The 15,663-nt window shown below is 59.3% G+C and carries 15 protein-coding genes; 11 read left to right on the top strand and 4 right to left on the bottom strand.

Annotated elements, in window-relative coordinates:
• Positions 1-23: 23 nt before the first annotated feature.
• The 11 genes from cybC to FOY96_RS19385 all read left to right on the top strand — a co-directional run bounded on the left by cybC (position 24) and on the right by FOY96_RS19385 (position 9,390).
• Positions 24-410 (top strand): cytochrome b562, encoded by a 387-nt coding sequence (gene cybC / locus FOY96_RS19435; protein WP_008501412.1) that lies wholly within the window; start codon positions 24-26, stop codon positions 408-410.
• A gap of 316 nt (positions 411-726) precedes the next feature.
• Positions 727-1,065: a glycine dehydrogenase gene (locus FOY96_RS19430; RefSeq protein ID WP_025911967.1), complete on the top strand. Its 339-nt coding sequence runs from the start codon at positions 727-729 to the stop codon at positions 1,063-1,065.
• Between the two features lie 10 nt (positions 1,066-1,075).
• Complete coding sequence (locus tag FOY96_RS19425; RefSeq protein ID WP_143347612.1) at positions 1,076-1,444, top strand: SFCGS family glycine-rich protein; 369 nt, start codon at positions 1,076-1,078, stop codon at positions 1,442-1,444.
• Positions 1,441-1,740, top strand: a complete 300-nt coding sequence (locus FOY96_RS19420; protein WP_006810338.1) for a DUF4312 family protein — start codon at positions 1,441-1,443, stop codon at positions 1,738-1,740. The genes FOY96_RS19425 and FOY96_RS19420 overlap by 4 nt, the downstream gene beginning before the upstream one ends.
• A gap of 22 nt (positions 1,741-1,762) precedes the next feature.
• The gene (locus FOY96_RS19415; protein ID WP_023310182.1) at positions 1,763-2,539 is read left to right on the top strand and encodes a DUF4311 domain-containing protein; all 777 of its coding nucleotides are present in this window, start codon (positions 1,763-1,765) and stop codon (positions 2,537-2,539) included.
• A gap of 13 nt (positions 2,540-2,552) precedes the next feature.
• On the top strand, positions 2,553-3,194 hold the full coding sequence (locus FOY96_RS19410; RefSeq protein ID WP_023310183.1) for a DUF4310 family protein: 642 nt from the start codon (positions 2,553-2,555) through the stop codon (positions 3,192-3,194).
• Between the two features lie 42 nt (positions 3,195-3,236).
• Positions 3,237-4,370 (top strand): amidohydrolase/deacetylase family metallohydrolase, encoded by a 1,134-nt coding sequence (locus tag FOY96_RS19405; protein WP_143347611.1) that lies wholly within the window; start codon positions 3,237-3,239, stop codon positions 4,368-4,370.
• The gene (locus FOY96_RS19400) at positions 4,354-5,472 is read left to right on the top strand and encodes a DgaE family pyridoxal phosphate-dependent ammonia lyase (protein WP_039261067.1); all 1,119 of its coding nucleotides are present in this window, start codon (positions 4,354-4,356) and stop codon (positions 5,470-5,472) included. Before FOY96_RS19405 ends, FOY96_RS19400 begins: the two co-directional genes overlap by 17 nt.
• Complete coding sequence (gene dagF, locus FOY96_RS19395; RefSeq protein ID WP_033144496.1) at positions 5,469-6,209, top strand: 2-dehydro-3-deoxy-phosphogluconate aldolase; 741 nt, start codon at positions 5,469-5,471, stop codon at positions 6,207-6,209. Before FOY96_RS19400 ends, dagF begins: the two co-directional genes overlap by 4 nt.
• Before the next feature lie 114 nt (positions 6,210-6,323).
• Positions 6,324-7,460, top strand: coding sequence for a lactonase family protein (locus FOY96_RS19390; RefSeq protein ID WP_094935147.1), 1,137 nt, complete (start codon positions 6,324-6,326; stop codon positions 7,458-7,460).
• A 19-nt stretch (positions 7,461-7,479) separates the two neighbouring features.
• A complete protein-coding gene (locus FOY96_RS19385) occupies positions 7,480-9,390 on the top strand; it encodes a BglG family transcription antiterminator (protein ID WP_033144498.1) in 1,911 nt (636 codons plus the stop codon).
• Between the two features lie 32 nt (positions 9,391-9,422).
• On the opposite strand, the gene nrdG is transcribed toward FOY96_RS19385, so the two are convergent.
• The 4 genes from nrdG to treB all read right to left on the bottom strand — a co-directional run bounded on the left by nrdG (position 9,423) and on the right by treB (position 15,644).
• Complete coding sequence (nrdG, locus tag FOY96_RS19380) at positions 9,423-9,887, bottom strand: anaerobic ribonucleoside-triphosphate reductase-activating protein (RefSeq protein WP_143347610.1); 465 nt, start codon at positions 9,885-9,887, stop codon at positions 9,423-9,425.
• Between the two features lie 128 nt (positions 9,888-10,015).
• Positions 10,016-12,154, bottom strand: a complete 2,139-nt coding sequence (gene nrdD, locus FOY96_RS19375) for an anaerobic ribonucleoside-triphosphate reductase (RefSeq protein WP_045888490.1) — start codon at positions 12,152-12,154, stop codon at positions 10,016-10,018.
• A 376-nt stretch (positions 12,155-12,530) separates the two neighbouring features.
• Positions 12,531-14,174 (bottom strand): alpha,alpha-phosphotrehalase, encoded by a 1,644-nt coding sequence (gene treC / locus FOY96_RS19370; RefSeq protein ID WP_143347609.1) that lies wholly within the window; start codon positions 14,172-14,174, stop codon positions 12,531-12,533.
• Positions 14,175-14,225: 51 nt separating this feature from the next.
• Positions 14,226-15,644: a PTS trehalose transporter subunit IIBC gene (treB, locus tag FOY96_RS19365; RefSeq protein ID WP_029739268.1), complete on the bottom strand. Its 1,419-nt coding sequence runs from the start codon at positions 15,642-15,644 to the stop codon at positions 14,226-14,228.
• Positions 15,645-15,663 lie beyond the last annotated feature (19 nt).

The raw sequence follows: 15,663 nt of genomic DNA, 5'->3' as shown, positions 1-15,663 counted from the left end.
AATAATAAAAAAGGAAGTGAGCAATGCGTAAACATCTGTTAGCGATCGTCGCGGCTTCAACGCTGGTTCTTGGCTCTTCTGCGTTTGCTGCCGATCTTGAAGACGACATGGGCATCCTCGGTCAAAACCTGAAGGTGGTGCAGAAAACCGACAATGCGGCTGAAATGAAAGACGCGCTGACCAAAATGCGTGAAGCGGCGCTCGACGCACAAAAAGCGACGCCTCCGAAGCTGGAAAGCAAAGCGGCAGACAGCGCAGAAATGAAAGACTACCGCCACGGCTTTGACGTGCTGGTCGGCCAGATCGACGGCGCGCTGAAGCTGGCTAACGAAGGCAAAGTGAAGGAAGCCCAGGCGGCGGCCGAGCAGTTTGTGACGACCCGTAACACGTATCACAAGAAATATCGTTAACCGATCGCGCATCTGACAAACAACCAGCGGGGGCCAGCGGCCCCCGTTTTTTTTTATGCGGTAATAAGTAAACCCTATCGCCATCACATTTTTGCGTCACCGCGCCTGAACGTTTCGTTTCCCCGGCGCGCGTTTTGCCGCTGGAATACGTGATATTCATCACGCAAATACCGGGATTAATTCAGATTCACCGCATTTATGTGGCACAGATCACTGCTGCGGCTCGCCTTTCCACTTCGAAGTGGAAAACAACTCGCTACAAACAATTCCCCCCCAACGTTAGTTTTATTCCAGAGCCATTAACGGGGTAAGACCAGTGATTAACGGAGCGGTAATGAACGACGTTGGGGAACAGGCAGAGCAAACAGAACAGCTCGCGAACACCATGCTGCAGCAGGTTTATGCCCTGCTGGCCCGGAACAACATCATCCCCAATGCGGTACAGGAGCAGATGCTCACCTCCCACGTGCGCGCAATGGCGCACCGGTCCGTGACCGGCGAGCCGCTGCCGGAGGTTGAAGCAGAGCTGTTTGACGAAATTTCACCGGATTCAATGCGGCTCGCCCGTGAAGTGGTCGCGCAGTTTGGCAATCTTCCTGATGAAGAAGCCTGGCTGCTCTCCGTTCACTTTGAAGTCGCGAAAGACAACCTTTAAGGAGCAACACATGGAACAGATTACAGTCGTGATTGGCGATCGCCTGGGTAAAGGTCAGAAAGTGGCTGCCGGTGTGGAAAAAGCAGGTGGACGCGCGGTGGTTGTACCGGGCATGGCGGCGGACATGAAGCTCGGCGACGTGATGAAAGCGGAAAACGCCACCTTCGGCATCTCCTTCTGCGGCAGCGGCGGCGCGGGTGCCATCACGGCCCAAACCAAATATGGCTACAAGGCCAAATACGGCATGCGTTCGGTGGAAGAGGGCGTGACCGCCATCAACGAAGGCTGCAACGTGCTGGGCTTCGGCTTTATGGATAAAGAAGAGCTGGGCGAGCGTCTGGTGCAGGCGTGGCAGAAGAAATACGGCGCAGAAGCATGAAAGAACAGTTCACAACCACGGTGAGAGTGAAGGGCAAAGGCGACGCCAAAGCGCGCGCCTTTGCCGACGCGCTCAACCACGTTCAGGCCGCGGTGATGAAAGCCTCACCGCATATCTTACTGCGTATTGAGCCACAGGATGTGCAGGTCGTTCAGGCGCAAGAAGCGGTGCGAAAAGAAGCGTTTCTGTTCTTCTTTCTGCGCCGGGAAAGACGCACCTACAGCGTGGAGCTGGATGTGACCGTCAACGTGACCGCTATCAATCTTGACCAGGTGGATTTCGTCACGCAACGCTGATTATTCATAAAAGGGCAGACTGATGTTCTTAATTATATTAATAAAATCGCTCATCATTGGCGGCCTGGTTGGCGTCGGTGTCGGAGCCGGGGCTGCACGCATGTTTCATGCGCCTACCACTCAGGGTATGGGCGCGTTTCGTACGTTGGGGGAACTGAACTCCTGCGAAGGGGATCCGGCGTCCCACTTCTCCTTTGGGTTAGGTTTCTTCTTTAACGCCTGGGCCTCTTCCGTGGCCGCAGGGGCTTTCACACAGGACGTTGACCACCGCATCATCCCGAACTGGGGTGCTGCTGCGCTGATGATCAAAAACCGTAACGTCGGCGAAACGCTGCACGACCCGCGCAAAATGGCAATTGCCTGCGGCGTGATTGGCATGCTCGTCGTCACCTTCCTGAACCTGACCGCCTCCTCCGTTCCGGCAGCGCTTCAGGTCACCGCCGTGAAGGTGCTTGTACCGGCGGCAAACCTGCTGGTAAACACCGTCATGCCGGTGATCTTCTGGCTGGCAGCCATCGACGCGGGTAAAAAATCGGGCTTCTGGGCCACCATCTTTGGCGGCGCGGCGCAGCTGATTATGGGGAACGCCGTACCGGGCCTGGTGCTGGGGATCCTGATCGGGAAAGGCGTCGAAGAGAGCGGCTGGAACCACGTCACCAAAGTGATGATGGCGGCGATCGTCCTGCTCTTCGTGCTGAGCGGCTTCTTCCGCGGCTTCGACATGAAGATGATCGAATCCTTCCATCTGACCGTGCCGAACTGGCTCGACATGATCCACAACTCGCTCAGCGGTAAATAACAGGAGCCTCTAAATGGAACAGAATAAAGGTTTTTGGTATGCCGACTGGTCGTTCCCGATCTTCGTTGGCCTGCTCTCCTCCGGCGTTTTCGCCGGGACGCACATGTACTACCTCTACGGCATCGGCGCGTTTAACGAAGTGGCCTTCGTGGCGATGCTGAAAGCGGGGATCGATACCGGGGTTTACGGCGCCGTGGCGGCGTTCGGCGCGAGCTTCCTGTTCGCCCGCATTATCGAAGGGTCGCTGGTGGGTATTCTCGACATCGGCGGCGCCATCCAGACCGGCGTGGGCCTCGGCGTTCCGGCGCTACTGCTGGGCGCGGGCATCATGTTCCCGGTGACCAACTTCATTGCCGCGCTGATTACCGGCCTGGTGATTGGTCTGGCGATTGGCTACGTCATCATCCTGGCGCGTAAGTTCACCATCAACCAGAGCAACTCCACCTACGGCGCAGACGTGATGATGGGCGCGGGTAACGCCTCCGGCCGCTTCCTCGGGCCGTTGATTATCCTCAGCGCCATGACCGCCTCCATTCCTATCGGCGTCGGCTCCCTGCTGGGTGCGCTGGTGTTCTACATCTGGCAGAAGCCGATCACCGGTGGCGCGATCCTCGGCGCAATGCTGTTGGGCTGGCTGTTCCCGGTCGCCCTTTAATACCCGCGGGCGCTCAGGCGCCCGCCTTATCAGGAGATCCTCATGTTTGATTTACTCCTGCGCCGTGCGCGCCTTGCCGACGATACCCTGACCGATATCGCCATTCAGGACGGGAAGATCGCGGCGCTGGGCGAGATTAACGCCCCCGCGCATAAAACGGTTGAGCTGAACGGCGACGTGTTCGTCAGCGCAGGCTGGATTGACTCCCACGTTCACTGCTACCCGAACTCCCCGATTTACCACGACGAGCCGGACAGCGTGGGCATTGCCACCGGCGTCACCTCCGTGGTGGACGCGGGCAGTACCGGTGCCGACGATGTGGACGATTTCTACGAAATCACCCGTAAAGCCTCCACCGAGGTGTTTGCCCTGCTGAACATCTCCCGGGTGGGGCTGATTGCCCAGAACGAACTGGCCAACATGGCGAATATTGACGCCGACGCGGTGAAGCAGGCGGTGAAGCGCCACCCTGATTTTATCGTCGGCCTGAAGGCGCGCATGAGCAGCAGCGTGGTCGGTGAAAACGGCATTACGCCGCTGGAGCGCGCTAAAGCCATTCAGAAAGAGAACGGCGACCTGCCGCTGATGGTGCACATCGGCAACAACCCGCCGAACCTCGACGAAATCGCCGAGCTGCTGAGTTCCGGCGACATCATCACCCACTGCTATAACGGCAAGCCCAACCGCATTCTGACGCCCTCCGGCGAGCTGCGCGCCTCCATCACCTCCGCCCTGAAGCGCGGCGTGCGCCTGGACGTCGGCCACGGTACGGCGAGCTTCAGCTTTGAGGTGGCGAAACGCGCCATCGCGATGGGCATTCTGCCGCACACCATCAGCTCGGATATCTACTGCCGCAACCGCATCAACGGGCCGGTCGGCTCGCTGGCAAGCGTGATGTCGAAGTTTCTCGCCATCGGCATGTCCTTGCCGCAGGTGATTGACTGCGTCACCGCGAACGCCGCCGACGGCCTGCGCCTGGCGCGCAAGGGCCGCATCCAGCCGGGTCTCGACGCCGACCTGACGCTGTTCACGATTAAACGCCAGCCGACGGTGCTGACGGACGCCGAAAACGACAGCCTGCAGGCTGAACACATTCTGGTGCCGCTTGCCGCGATCCGCGCGGGCAAGGGCTACATGACCGAACAAGGGAGCACGGAACATGCCTTCGATTTATGAGAAGTACCATTTAAAGCAGGTGATCAACACCTCTGGCCGCATGACGGCGCTGGGCGTTTCCACGCCGCGCCCGGAAGTGGTGCAGGCGGCGATGGACGGCATGAATCACTATTTCGAGATGAAGGATCTGGTCAACAAAACCGGGGAATACATCGCGAAGCTGCTGGATGTGGAAGGCGCGACGGTAGTTTCCTGCGCGTCTGCGGGCATTGCCCAGTCCGTGGCGGCGGTGCTGGTCAAAGACAGCGACTGGCTGCTGGAAAACCTGCACGTGACCCCGATTGAGAACAACGAAATCGTCCTGCCGAAAGGCCACAACGTAAACTTTGGCGCGCCGGTGGGCACCATGGTGGCGCTGGGCGGCGGCAAGCTGGTGGAGGCGGGCTACGCCAACGAATGCTCCGCCGATCAGCTGGCGGCGGCGATCACCCCGCGCACGGCGGCGATCCTCTACATTAAATCGCACCACTGCGTGCAGAAAAGCATGCTCAGCGTCGAGCAGGCGGCGGTGGTGGCGCGCAAGCACGATCTCCCGCTGATCGTCGATGCGGCGGCGGAAGAAGATCTGCACGCGTACTACCGATCCGGTGCCGATCTGGTGATCTACAGCGGCGCGAAGGCGATTGAAGGCCCAACCAGCGGGCTGGTGATCGGCAAAACCCAGTACGTTGAGTGGGTGAAGCGCCAGACCGCGGGCATTGGCCGCGCGATGAAGGTGGGCAAAGAGGGCATTCTTGGCCTGACCTGCGCCATCGAACACTACCTGACGGCGACCAAAGAGAGCGGGTCTGAAATGGTGGCGAAGATGACGCCGTTTATCGAGGCGCTCAACACCCTCAACGGCGTGACCGCGCGCGTGGTCTGGGACAGCGCCGGTCGCGATATCGCGCGCACCGAGATCAAGTTCGACGAAGCCACGACCGGCGTCGGCACGGGCGATCTGGTGGCGAAGCTCAAGCAGGGCGAATACGCCATTTACTTCCGTGGCTACAAGGCCAACGAAGGGATTATCGAGGCGGACGTGCGCAGCGTGAATGCTGACCAGCTGAACATCGTGTATCGCCGCATTAGCGAAGTATTAGGACAGGAGAAAAAAGCATGAAACTGACCCCCAACTTTTACCGTGACCGCGTCTGCCTGAACGTGCTGGCAGGATCGAAAGCCAACGCCAGCGCCATTTACGAGGCGGCGGAAGGTCACGTGCTGGTGGGCGTGCTCTCCAAAAATTACCCGGACGTGGCGAGCGCCGTTGCCGATATGCGTGAATATGCCGCGCTGATCGATAACGCACTCTCCGTCGGCCTCGGCGCGGGGGATCCGAACCAGTCGGCGATGGTAAGCGAGATCTCCCGTCAGGTGCAGCCGCAGCACGTCAACCAGGTCTTCACCGGCGTGGCCACCAGCCGCGCGCTGCTGGGGCAGAATGAGTCGGTGGTCAACGGCCTGGTCTCTCCGACCGGCACCGTGGGCATGGTGAAAATCTCCACCGGACCGCTGAGCAGCAACGCACCGGACGGCATCGTACCGGTTGAAACCGCGATTGCCCTGCTGAAGGATTTCGGCGGCAGCTCCATCAAATACTTCCCGATGGGCGGCCTCAAGTGCCGTGATGAGTACAACGCGGTGGCGGAAGCCTGCGCCCGTCACGACTTCTGGCTGGAGCCGACCGGAGGTATCGATCTGGAAAACTATGAGGAGATCCTGCAGATCGCCCTCGACGCGGGCGTGAGCAAAATCATCCCGCATATCTACAGCTCGATTATCGACAAAGCCAGCGGCGACACGCGCCCGGAAGACGTGCGTACGCTGCTTGCGATGACGAAGAAGCTGGTGAAGTAGTATCTGCCCTCACCCTAACCCTCTCCCAAAGGGAGAGGGAACTTTTACCCCCTCTCCCTTTGGGAGAGGGCCGGGGTGAGGGAAAACAAACCGCACACACCTGAAGGAGCCACCATGCACACCCGTACCCTGCTTGTTGCTTCACTCTCAATGCTCGCCACCGCCGCTATCGCCCAGCCGCAGTACGCCTGGGTGGGCACCTACAACCCCAACGGCGAAGGGCTGTACCGCTTTACCGTTGACCCGCAAAGCGGCGCGCTGGCGAATAAAACGCTGGTGAGCAGGCTGCCGAACGCCGCGCAGCTGGCCGTCTCACGCGATGGCAAAACGCTCTATCTGGCAAGCGAAGTGGAGCAGGGCGTGGTGCAGGCGCTGCGGGTGGGGGATAACGGCGAGCTGAGCGAGCTGAATCAGGTGGCCTCCGGCGGCGCGGGGCCGGTTTACCTGTCGCTGACCCCGAACGGTCGTCATCTGCTGGTGGCGAACTATGTCAGCGGATCTATCGCAGTGCTGCCCGTTAAAGCAGACGGCAGCCTGGGTGAGGCGACGGACACACATCAGGATCAGGGCGAACCGGGCGCGGCGAAGCCGGAAGCGGCAGCGGAGGGCAGCTTTGCCATCAGCGATCATAACGGCCCCCACGCGCACATGATCGCCGCCGATCCGAGCGGGAAATACGTGTTTTCCACCGATCTTGGGCTGGATCGCCTCTACCAGTACCGTTTTGACGATCGAACAGGGAAGCTGACGCCGAACGATCCGCCGTTTATCAGCGCCTCCTCAAAAGGCGCCGGGCCGCGCCACTTTGTTTTTACGCCAAAAGGCGATGCCCTGTGGCTGATTAACGAAGAGGCGTCTACGCTCACCCATTATACCGTGAACGCCAACGGCACCCTGAAAGAGGGCAAAACGCTCTCAGCCCTGCCGGAAGGTTACAAAGGCACCAGCTTTGCTGCCGGGCTCGCATTAAGCGCCGACGGTAAACAGCTGTATGTGGCTAACCGTTTGCATAACAGCATCGGGCACTTTACCGTAACAGCGGAGGGCACGCTGACGCATCAGGACGACGTGTGGACGCGCGGCGACTACCCGCGCACCCTGACGCTCGATAAGCAGGGACGCTGGCTGTACGTCATGAACCAGCGCAGCGACAACATCACCCGTTTCCGCGTGGCGCAGGACGGCAAATTGAGCTTCGAGCCGGACTATACCCCGGTCGGCAGCCCATCCCAGATGGTCATTTCACCTTAAGCCGTAAGAGGACAAACCCGTGCGATTTCCGAACCAACGTTTAGCGCAACTTTTCGATCTGTTGCAAAACGAGACGCTGCCGCAGGACGAGCTGGCGCAGCGGCTGTCGGTCTCCACGCGAACCGTCCGTGCCGATATCACCGCCCTGAACGCGCTGCTGGCAGGCCACGGCGCGCAGTTTATATTGAGCCGGGGCAACGGTTATCAGCTCAAAATTGATGATGCCCAGCGCTACCAGCAGCTGCAGGCATCCCACCCGCGCGCGCTGCGTATTCCCCGGACCGGGCCGGAGCGCGTGCACTATCTGGTGGTGCGTTTTCTCACCTCGGCATTTTCTCTTAAGCTCGAGGATCTGGCGGACGAGTGGTTCGTCAGCCGCGCCACGCTGCAGAGCGACATGGCCGAAGTGCGCGAGTGGTTTCACCGCTATAACCTGACGCTGGAAACGCGTCCTCGCCACGGCATGAAGCTGTTTGGCAGCGAGATGTCGACCCGCGCCTGCCTGACCGATCTGCTCTGGGAGCTGGCGCAGCAGGACAGCCTGAACCCGCTGGTGACCGACGTGGCGCTGAATGCAGGCGTGGCGGAGCAGATGGTGCCCGTGCTACACGAGGCGCTGACGCGTCATCACATCCGTCTGACCGACGAAGGCGAGCTGTTCCTGCGCCTGTACTGTGCGGTGTCGGTGCGGCGCATCAGCGAGGGCTATCCGCTGCCGGAATTCCATGCCGAAGACGTGGAAGAGAACGTGCGCGAGGCGGCGAAGGATATCGCCGTCACTATCCAGCAGCTGGCGGGCAAAGCGCTTTCACCTTCGGAGGAGAGCTGGCTGTGCGTGCACATTGCGGCGCGGCAGATTCAGGAGATTGCCCCGAGCGCAATTAACGCGGACGACGACGAAGCGCTGGTCAACTACATCCTGCGCTATATCAACACCCACTATAACTACAACCTGCTCAGCGACGCGCAGCTGCACGCGGACCTGCTCACGCACATCAAAACCATGATCACCCGCGTGCGGTATCAAATCATGATCCCCAATCCGCTGCTGGATAACATCAAGCAGCACTACCCGATGGCGTGGGATATGACCCTCGCGGCGGTGTCGAGCTGGGGAAAATACACGCCGTATGTGATCAGCGAAAACGAAATCGGCTTCCTGGTGCTGCATATCGGCGTCGGGCTGGAGCGCCATTACAACATCGGCTACCAGCGCCAGCCGCGGGTGCTGCTGGTATGCGACGCCGGGAATGCTATGGTCCGCATGATCGAGGCGGTGCTCCAGCGCAAGTACCCGCAGATTGAGGTGGCCCGCACGCTCACCCTGCGCGAGTACGAGCTGGCGGATTCCATCGGCGAGGACTTTGTCATTTCCACCGCCCGCGTGAGCGAAAAATCTAAACCGGTGGTGATGATCGCCCCGTTCCCGACCGATTACCAGTTAGAGCAGATCGGCAAGCTGGTGCTGGTGGACCGCACCCGCCCGTGGATGCTGGATAAATACTTCGATGCGGCCCATTTCCGCATTCTCGACAAGCCCGTTGATCAGCAAACGCTGTTCCGGGAACTGTGCGCGCAGCTTGAAGGCGAGGGGTTTGTCGGCGCGGAGTTCCTGGATTCTGTCGTCGAGCGTGAAGCCATCGTCAGCACCATGCTCGGCGACGGCATCGCGCTGCCGCACTCCCTCGGCCTTTTAGCGCAGAAAACCGTGGTCTATACCGTGCTCGCCCCGCACGGCGTTCAGTGGGGAGACGAAACCGCGCACGTCATCTTCCTGCTCGCCATCAGCAAAAGCGAATACGAAGAGGCGATGGCGATTTACGATATCTTCGTCACCTTCCTGCGTGAACGGGCGATGTCGCGGCTCTGTAGCTGCGGAGATTTTGCCGGGTTTAAGGCGGTGGCGATGGAGAGTTTGAGTCGGTTTTGAGGTAAGGGCGGACGGATAACATCCGCCTTTGTTCATCGCAAATGGTGCACAACCTGATTGCTGCTGCCGCGCCAGATCAGGGCCGGGTCTTTTAAATCCTGCACGAACTTGCCGTCGACCAGGACGTTAATCAGATCCACTACTTCTCTTTGCTGCGCATTGAGTTCATTCAGCTTATATCCCGTCCAGACCCAAATATCTTTGCCTGCACATTCGCGGCGAATGCGTTTCACCAGCTTCAGGATATCCGGCACGTTTTGCGGGTGCAGCGGATCGCCGCCGGAGAGCGAAATCCCCTGGCGTTTGATGCGTGAATCGTTCAGGTCGTTGACGATCCGGTCTTCCATTTCGGCGGTGAACGGCATGCCGGAATTTAAGCGCCAGGTGCTTTTGTTATAGCAGCCGGGGCATTCGTGGACGCAGCCTGAAACGAACAGGGTGCAGCGGGTGCCGGGGCCGTTGACGATGTCGACGGGGTAGTATTGATGATATCGCATAGAAAATGTCCAGAGAATTTGTGCGCGCTGATGTCCTCACCCCGACCCTCTCCCACAGGGAGAGGGGGAAGAGTTCCCTCTCCCTTGAGGGAGAGGGGTAGGGTGAGGGGGAGAACCCTGCGCAGAACTTACCCGATCTGCCCATTCCCCAAATGCTTCACGCGACGCTTCACCTCTTCCTGCTTGCCGGCGTTAAACGGACGCGCGTCCGGGCTGCCGAGATAGCCGCACACGCGACGGGTCACGGAGACGCGAGCCGCATCGTGGTTGCCGCATTTCGGGCAGGTGAAGCCTTTGCTGGTGCACTCAAACTCGCCGGTAAAGCCGCACTCGTAGCACTCGTCGATTGGCGTGTTGGTCCCGTAATACGGCACGTGCTGATAGCTATAATCCCACACGTCTTCCAGCGCCTTCAGGTTGTGCTGAATGTTCGGGTACTCGCCGTAGCAGATGAAGCCGCCGCTGGCGATCGGCGGATAGGCCGCTTCGAAGTCGATCTTGTCGTACGGGTTCACCTTTTTCTCCACGTCGAGGTGGAAGCTGTTGGTGTAATACCCTTTGTCGGTCACGCCTTCCACGATCCCGAATTCGGCGGTATCCAGACGGCAGAAGCGGTCGCACAGGTTCTCGCTCGGCGTGCTGTAGAGGCTAAACCCGTAGCCGGTTTCCTCTTTCCACTGGTCAACCGCGTCGCGCAGGCGCTGAACGATGGCGATGCCTTTCTCACGCAGGGCCTCGCTGTCGTACATATGCGTATCGCCCGCCAGGGCGTTGATGGTCTCGTGAATACCGATATAGCCCAGCGAAATGGACGCGCGACCGTTTTTGAAGATCTCCGACACGTCATCGTCCGCTTTCAGACGTACGCCGCAGGCCCCTTCCATATAGAGGATCGGCGCGACGCGGGCTTTGACCCCTTCAAGGCGCGCGATGCGGGTCATCAGCGCCTTACGCGCCAGCTGCAGGCGCTCGTCCAGCAGCGTCCAGAATTCCGCTTCATTGCCTTTCGCCTCCAGCGCGATGCGCGGCAGGTTCAGGCTGATGACGCCCAGGTTGTTGCGCCCGTCGTGGATCTGCTCGCCGTTTTCATCTTCGTACACGCCGAGGAAGCTGCGGCAGCCCATTGGCGTTTTAAACGAACCGGTCACTTTGACGACCTGATCGTAGTTCAGGATGTCCGGATACATGCGTTTGCTCGCGCACTCCAGCGCCAGCTGTTTGATGTCGTAGTTCGGATCGCCAAACTTGTGGTTCAGGCCGTCGCGAATGGCGAACACCAGTTTCGGGAACACCGCCGTTTTGCGGTTTTTACCGAGGCCGGAAATGCGGTTGCGCAGGATGGACTGCTGGATCAGGCGTGATTCCCAGCTGGTGCCCAGACCAAAACCGAAGGTCACAAACGGTGTCTGGCCGTTGGCGGTATGCAGCGTGTTCACTTCATACTCCAGCGACTGGAAGGCGTCGTAGCACTCTTTCTCGGTGCGGGAGTGCGCGTAGCCGTCGGCGTCCGGGATCTGCCACTCTTCGGCCGTTTTACGATGCTTGTTGAAGCTTGCCGTCACGAACGGGGCCAGCACTTCATCAATGCGGTTAATCGTGGTGCCGCCGTAAATATGGCTGGCGACCTGAGCGATAATCTGCGCGGTGACGGCGGTGGCCGTGGAGATTGATTTAGGCGGTTCAATCTCGGCGTTACCCATTTTAAAACCGTGGGTCAGCATGCCCTTCAGGTCGATCAGCATACAGTTGAACATCGGGAAGAACGGCGAATAGTCGAGATCGTGGTAGTGAATTTCACCGCGCTCGTGCGCCGACACCACGTCGCGCGGCAGCAGATGCTGACGGGCATAGTGTTTGGCAACGATACCGGCCAGCAGGTCGCGCTGGGTCGGGATCACTTTACTGTCTTTGTTGGCGTTTTCATTGAGCAGGGCGGAGTTGGTCTGCTCCACCAGGCCACGGATCTCCTGGTTCAGACGACCGCGCTTCTCACGCTGCACGTCACGATCGTGACGGTACTCAATGTAGGCGCGCGCCAGCTGCTTGTAGGGCCCCGCCATCAGCTGGTTCTCAACCGCGGTCTGGATCTCACTGATATCGACCTGGCTGCGTTCGTTCATCTGGCTGCTAACGATTTCTGCGACGGTGGCGCAGTAATCTGCGTCATCGACTCCCGCTGCTTTAGCTGCACGCAGAATGGCTTCCTGGATGCGCTCTGATTTAAACGGCACTTTACAGCCATCACGTTTCATCACATGCGGTGTCATGATCACTCCATTTTTTGAAAACAGGTTATCCACAGAGGTGGAGAAGTCATAACCGGGCATATTCCCCGCCGGGCCAAAGACTTCCCGCGTTCCCAGCTCGTGTTATCCACAATTCCGGCCAGCGTAAGCGCCGTCTTGTTGTTGGAATAGTAGACGATAAATACAAGATGTTGGGTCGGCGTGCATTTTAAGTGCTACATATAGTGATTTGCATCAAACATGTTTGCGATTTATTTGATGCAGAACAAAGTAAAAAGACGAGAGTACAAACGACGGGCGCTTCAGCGATTGTAAAGGCGCGAGAGAAAAATCTGATTATTTACTCAACAAAAACAGTAAAGTAAGCCGGGTGCTGAGCCGCACCCGGTAGAGAGAATTACTGCTGCAACCACCAGACGGCTTCAAACGGACGCAGCGACGTCGTTTGCGGTGCCGGGTAGTTACTCATCACCACCTGCGACCTATCGCTGAGAGCGTCTGTCTGCCATTCCTGCGGCGTATTACTTAGGTTCGCCGCCACCATCAGCGTCTGCCCCTGCCACTGACGACGGTAGCACCAAAGAGAAGGATGTTCCGGCAGAAGATCCTCATAATCTCCCCACGTCAGCACCGGCAGGGTTTTACGCAGGCCGATCAGCGACCGATAGGTGTAGAACACCGAATCCGGGTCGTCGAGCGCGGCGCGGGCGTTCACCGTCTCGTAATTGTCGCAGACGCCAATCCACGGCTCGCCCTCGGTAAAGCCCGCATTGTGCGAAGCGTCCCACTGCATTGGGGTTCGCCCGTTATCGCGAGACTTACTCGCCAGAATCGCCAGTAATTCATCCGGTTCGCGGCCGTTGGCGCGTAGTTCTGCGAACATGTTCAGGCTTTCCACGTCGCGATAGTCGGTGATGCGGCTGAAGTGCGGGTTGGTCATCCCCAGCTCCTCGCCCTGGTAGATATACGGCGTGCCCTGCATGCCGTGCAGCACCATGCCGAGCATCTTCGCGGCCTGTACGCGGTATTCCCCTTCGTCACCAAAGCGTGACACGATCCGCGGCTGATCGTGGTTACACCAGAACAGCGCGTTCCACGCCCTGTTGTGCATCCCCTGCTGCCAGTGGCGGAAGAGGGTTTTCAGCGCCACGAAGTCCGGCTTCGCCTTCGTCCATTTTTCGCCGCCGGGGTAGTCCACCTTCAGGTGGTGGAAGTTAAAGGTCATCGACAGCTCGCGTCCGTCGAGCGAGGCGTACTGCTGGCAGTTCTCCAGCGAGGTCGAGGACATCTCGCCCACCGTCATCAGGTTGCGCGGGGTGAAGACGTCCCGGCTCATCTCCTGCAGATATTCGTGAATGCGCGGCCCGTCGGTGTAGAAGCGGCGGCCGTCTCCGGTGTTGTCGTCCGGGAAATCCTGATCTTTCGAAATCAGGTTAATCACGTCGAGACGCAGGCCGTCGACGCCGCGATCGGCCCAGAACTCGCACACCTTTTTCAGCTCGGCGCGCACTTCTGGGTTCTCCCAGTTGAGATCCGCCTGCTCCGGGGCGAACAGATGCAGGTAATACTGCTCGCTCTCGGCGTGCCAGCGCCAGGCGTTGCCGCCAAACTTGGAGCGCCAGTTGTTGGGAAGCTGCTCCGGCGTGCCGTCGCGCCAGATGTAGAACTGGCGGTACGGGCTCTCTTTGTTCAGCGACTCGCGGAACCAGGCGTGCTGCGTGGAGGTGTGGTTAAACACCATATCCAGCACGATACGGATGCCGCGCTCGTGCGCCCGGGCAACCAGCTCGTCGAAATCATCCAGCGTGCCGTAAGCCGGGTCGATGGCGGTGTAATTCGCCACGTCGTAGCCGTTATCCACCTGCGGGGAGATATAAAACGGCGTCAGCCAGATGGCGTCGATGCCGAGGGTTTTCAGGTAGTCCAGCCGCTGCGTCACGCCGCGCAGATCGCCGGTGCCGCTGCCGGTGGTATCCTGGAAACTCTTTGGGTAAATCTGATAGATGACGCCGTTCTGCCACCAGTGAGGAAGGGTATTCATAATGCGTTCCTGCAAATGCGAAGGGGCGCAACTGCGCCCCGAAAGAAGAAGTTAAACAATCTGCAGCGAGCCCTGACGGAACTTACGCTGGTAAACCACGGTGGTGAGCGCCATAGGGACGATAATCGCGATGGCCATCGCCAGAGCAAACACCTGCCAGTAAGCCGGCTGGATGGAGAGAATGCCCGGCAGGCCGCCGACGCCAATCCCGTTCGCCATCACGCCGTTCAGACCACACACCAGGCCCGCCAGACCGGAACCGATCATCGCGCAGAGCATCGGGAAGCGGTATTTCAGGTTGATACCGTACATCGCCGGTTCAGTGACGCCGAGGTAGGCAGAGATGGCTGCCGGAACGGAGATCTCACGCTCGTTGTGCTTGCGGCTGACGATGATGATGCCGGTGACCGCCGACGCCTGTGCAATGTTAGACAGGGCGATAATCGGCCAGACCGGCGTGCCGCCGAGGCTCTGGATCATCTGCATATCAATGGCCAGCGTGGTCTGGTGCACGCCGGTGATCACCAGCGGGGCGTAAAGGAAGCCAAACAGCGCTGCACCGATTGGCGCAAAGCTGCCGGTCATCAGGTGACGCACCGCGAAGGCCACGCCGTCGCCGATCATGCGGCCAAACGGACCGATAAAGGCGTGCGCCAGGAACACCGCCAGAATCAGCGAGCAGACCGGCACCACTACCAGATAGAGGTAATCCGGCACGATGCGCTTCAGGCGCGTTTCAATAAAGCCCAGCGCCAGACCGGCCAGCAGGGCCGGAATGACCTGCGCCTGATAGCCCACTTTGGCGATAGTAAACAGGCCGAAGTTCCACACCTCAGGCACCTGCTGACCAAGTAAGTAAGCGTTCATTAACTGTGGAGAGACCAGCGTGACGCCCAGCACGATACCGAGAATCGGTGTGCCGCCCATCTTGCGCACCGCGGACCAGCAAATCCCGACCGGCAGATAGAAGAAGATCGCCTCGCCAATCAGCCACAGGAAATCGTAAACGGTTTTCAGCGCCGGATACATCTGCGCCAGGGTTTTGCCGTCGCTCATCGGCACATCACCGATGACGTTACGGAAGCCTAAGATTAAGCCCCCGCTGATCAGCGCGGGCAGCAGCGGGAAGAAAATTTCCGCGAAGTGGGAAATCAGCTGCTCGTGCCACTTCATATTCTGGCGCGCGGCCTTCTTCGCCTGCTCTTTATCGGCAGAAGAGTGCCCGGTTGTCGCCAGCAGAGCCTGATAGTAATCGCCCACTTCGGTACCAATAACGACCTGGAACTGCCCGGCGTTGGTGAAGCAGCCTTTGACCATGGAAAGTTCTTCAATGGCCTTCGGGTTGGCTTTGGCCGGATCGTTCAGCACGAAGCGCAGGCGGGTAATGCAATGGCTGACGGTGGCGATGTTTTCGCGTCCGCCGACCAGGACGATCAGCCGATCGATATCTGCTTGTTTGACTTTACTCATCATGAAACCTCATGACAGA

It is taken from the genome of Enterobacter asburiae, assembly GCF_007035645.1.
In the GTDB taxonomy this organism is placed as follows: Bacteria; Pseudomonadota; Gammaproteobacteria; order Enterobacterales; family Enterobacteriaceae; genus Enterobacter; species Enterobacter asburiae_B.
The sequence above is the reverse complement of the archived record's forward strand: the minus strand, read 5'-3'. Positions and strand labels throughout refer to the sequence as shown.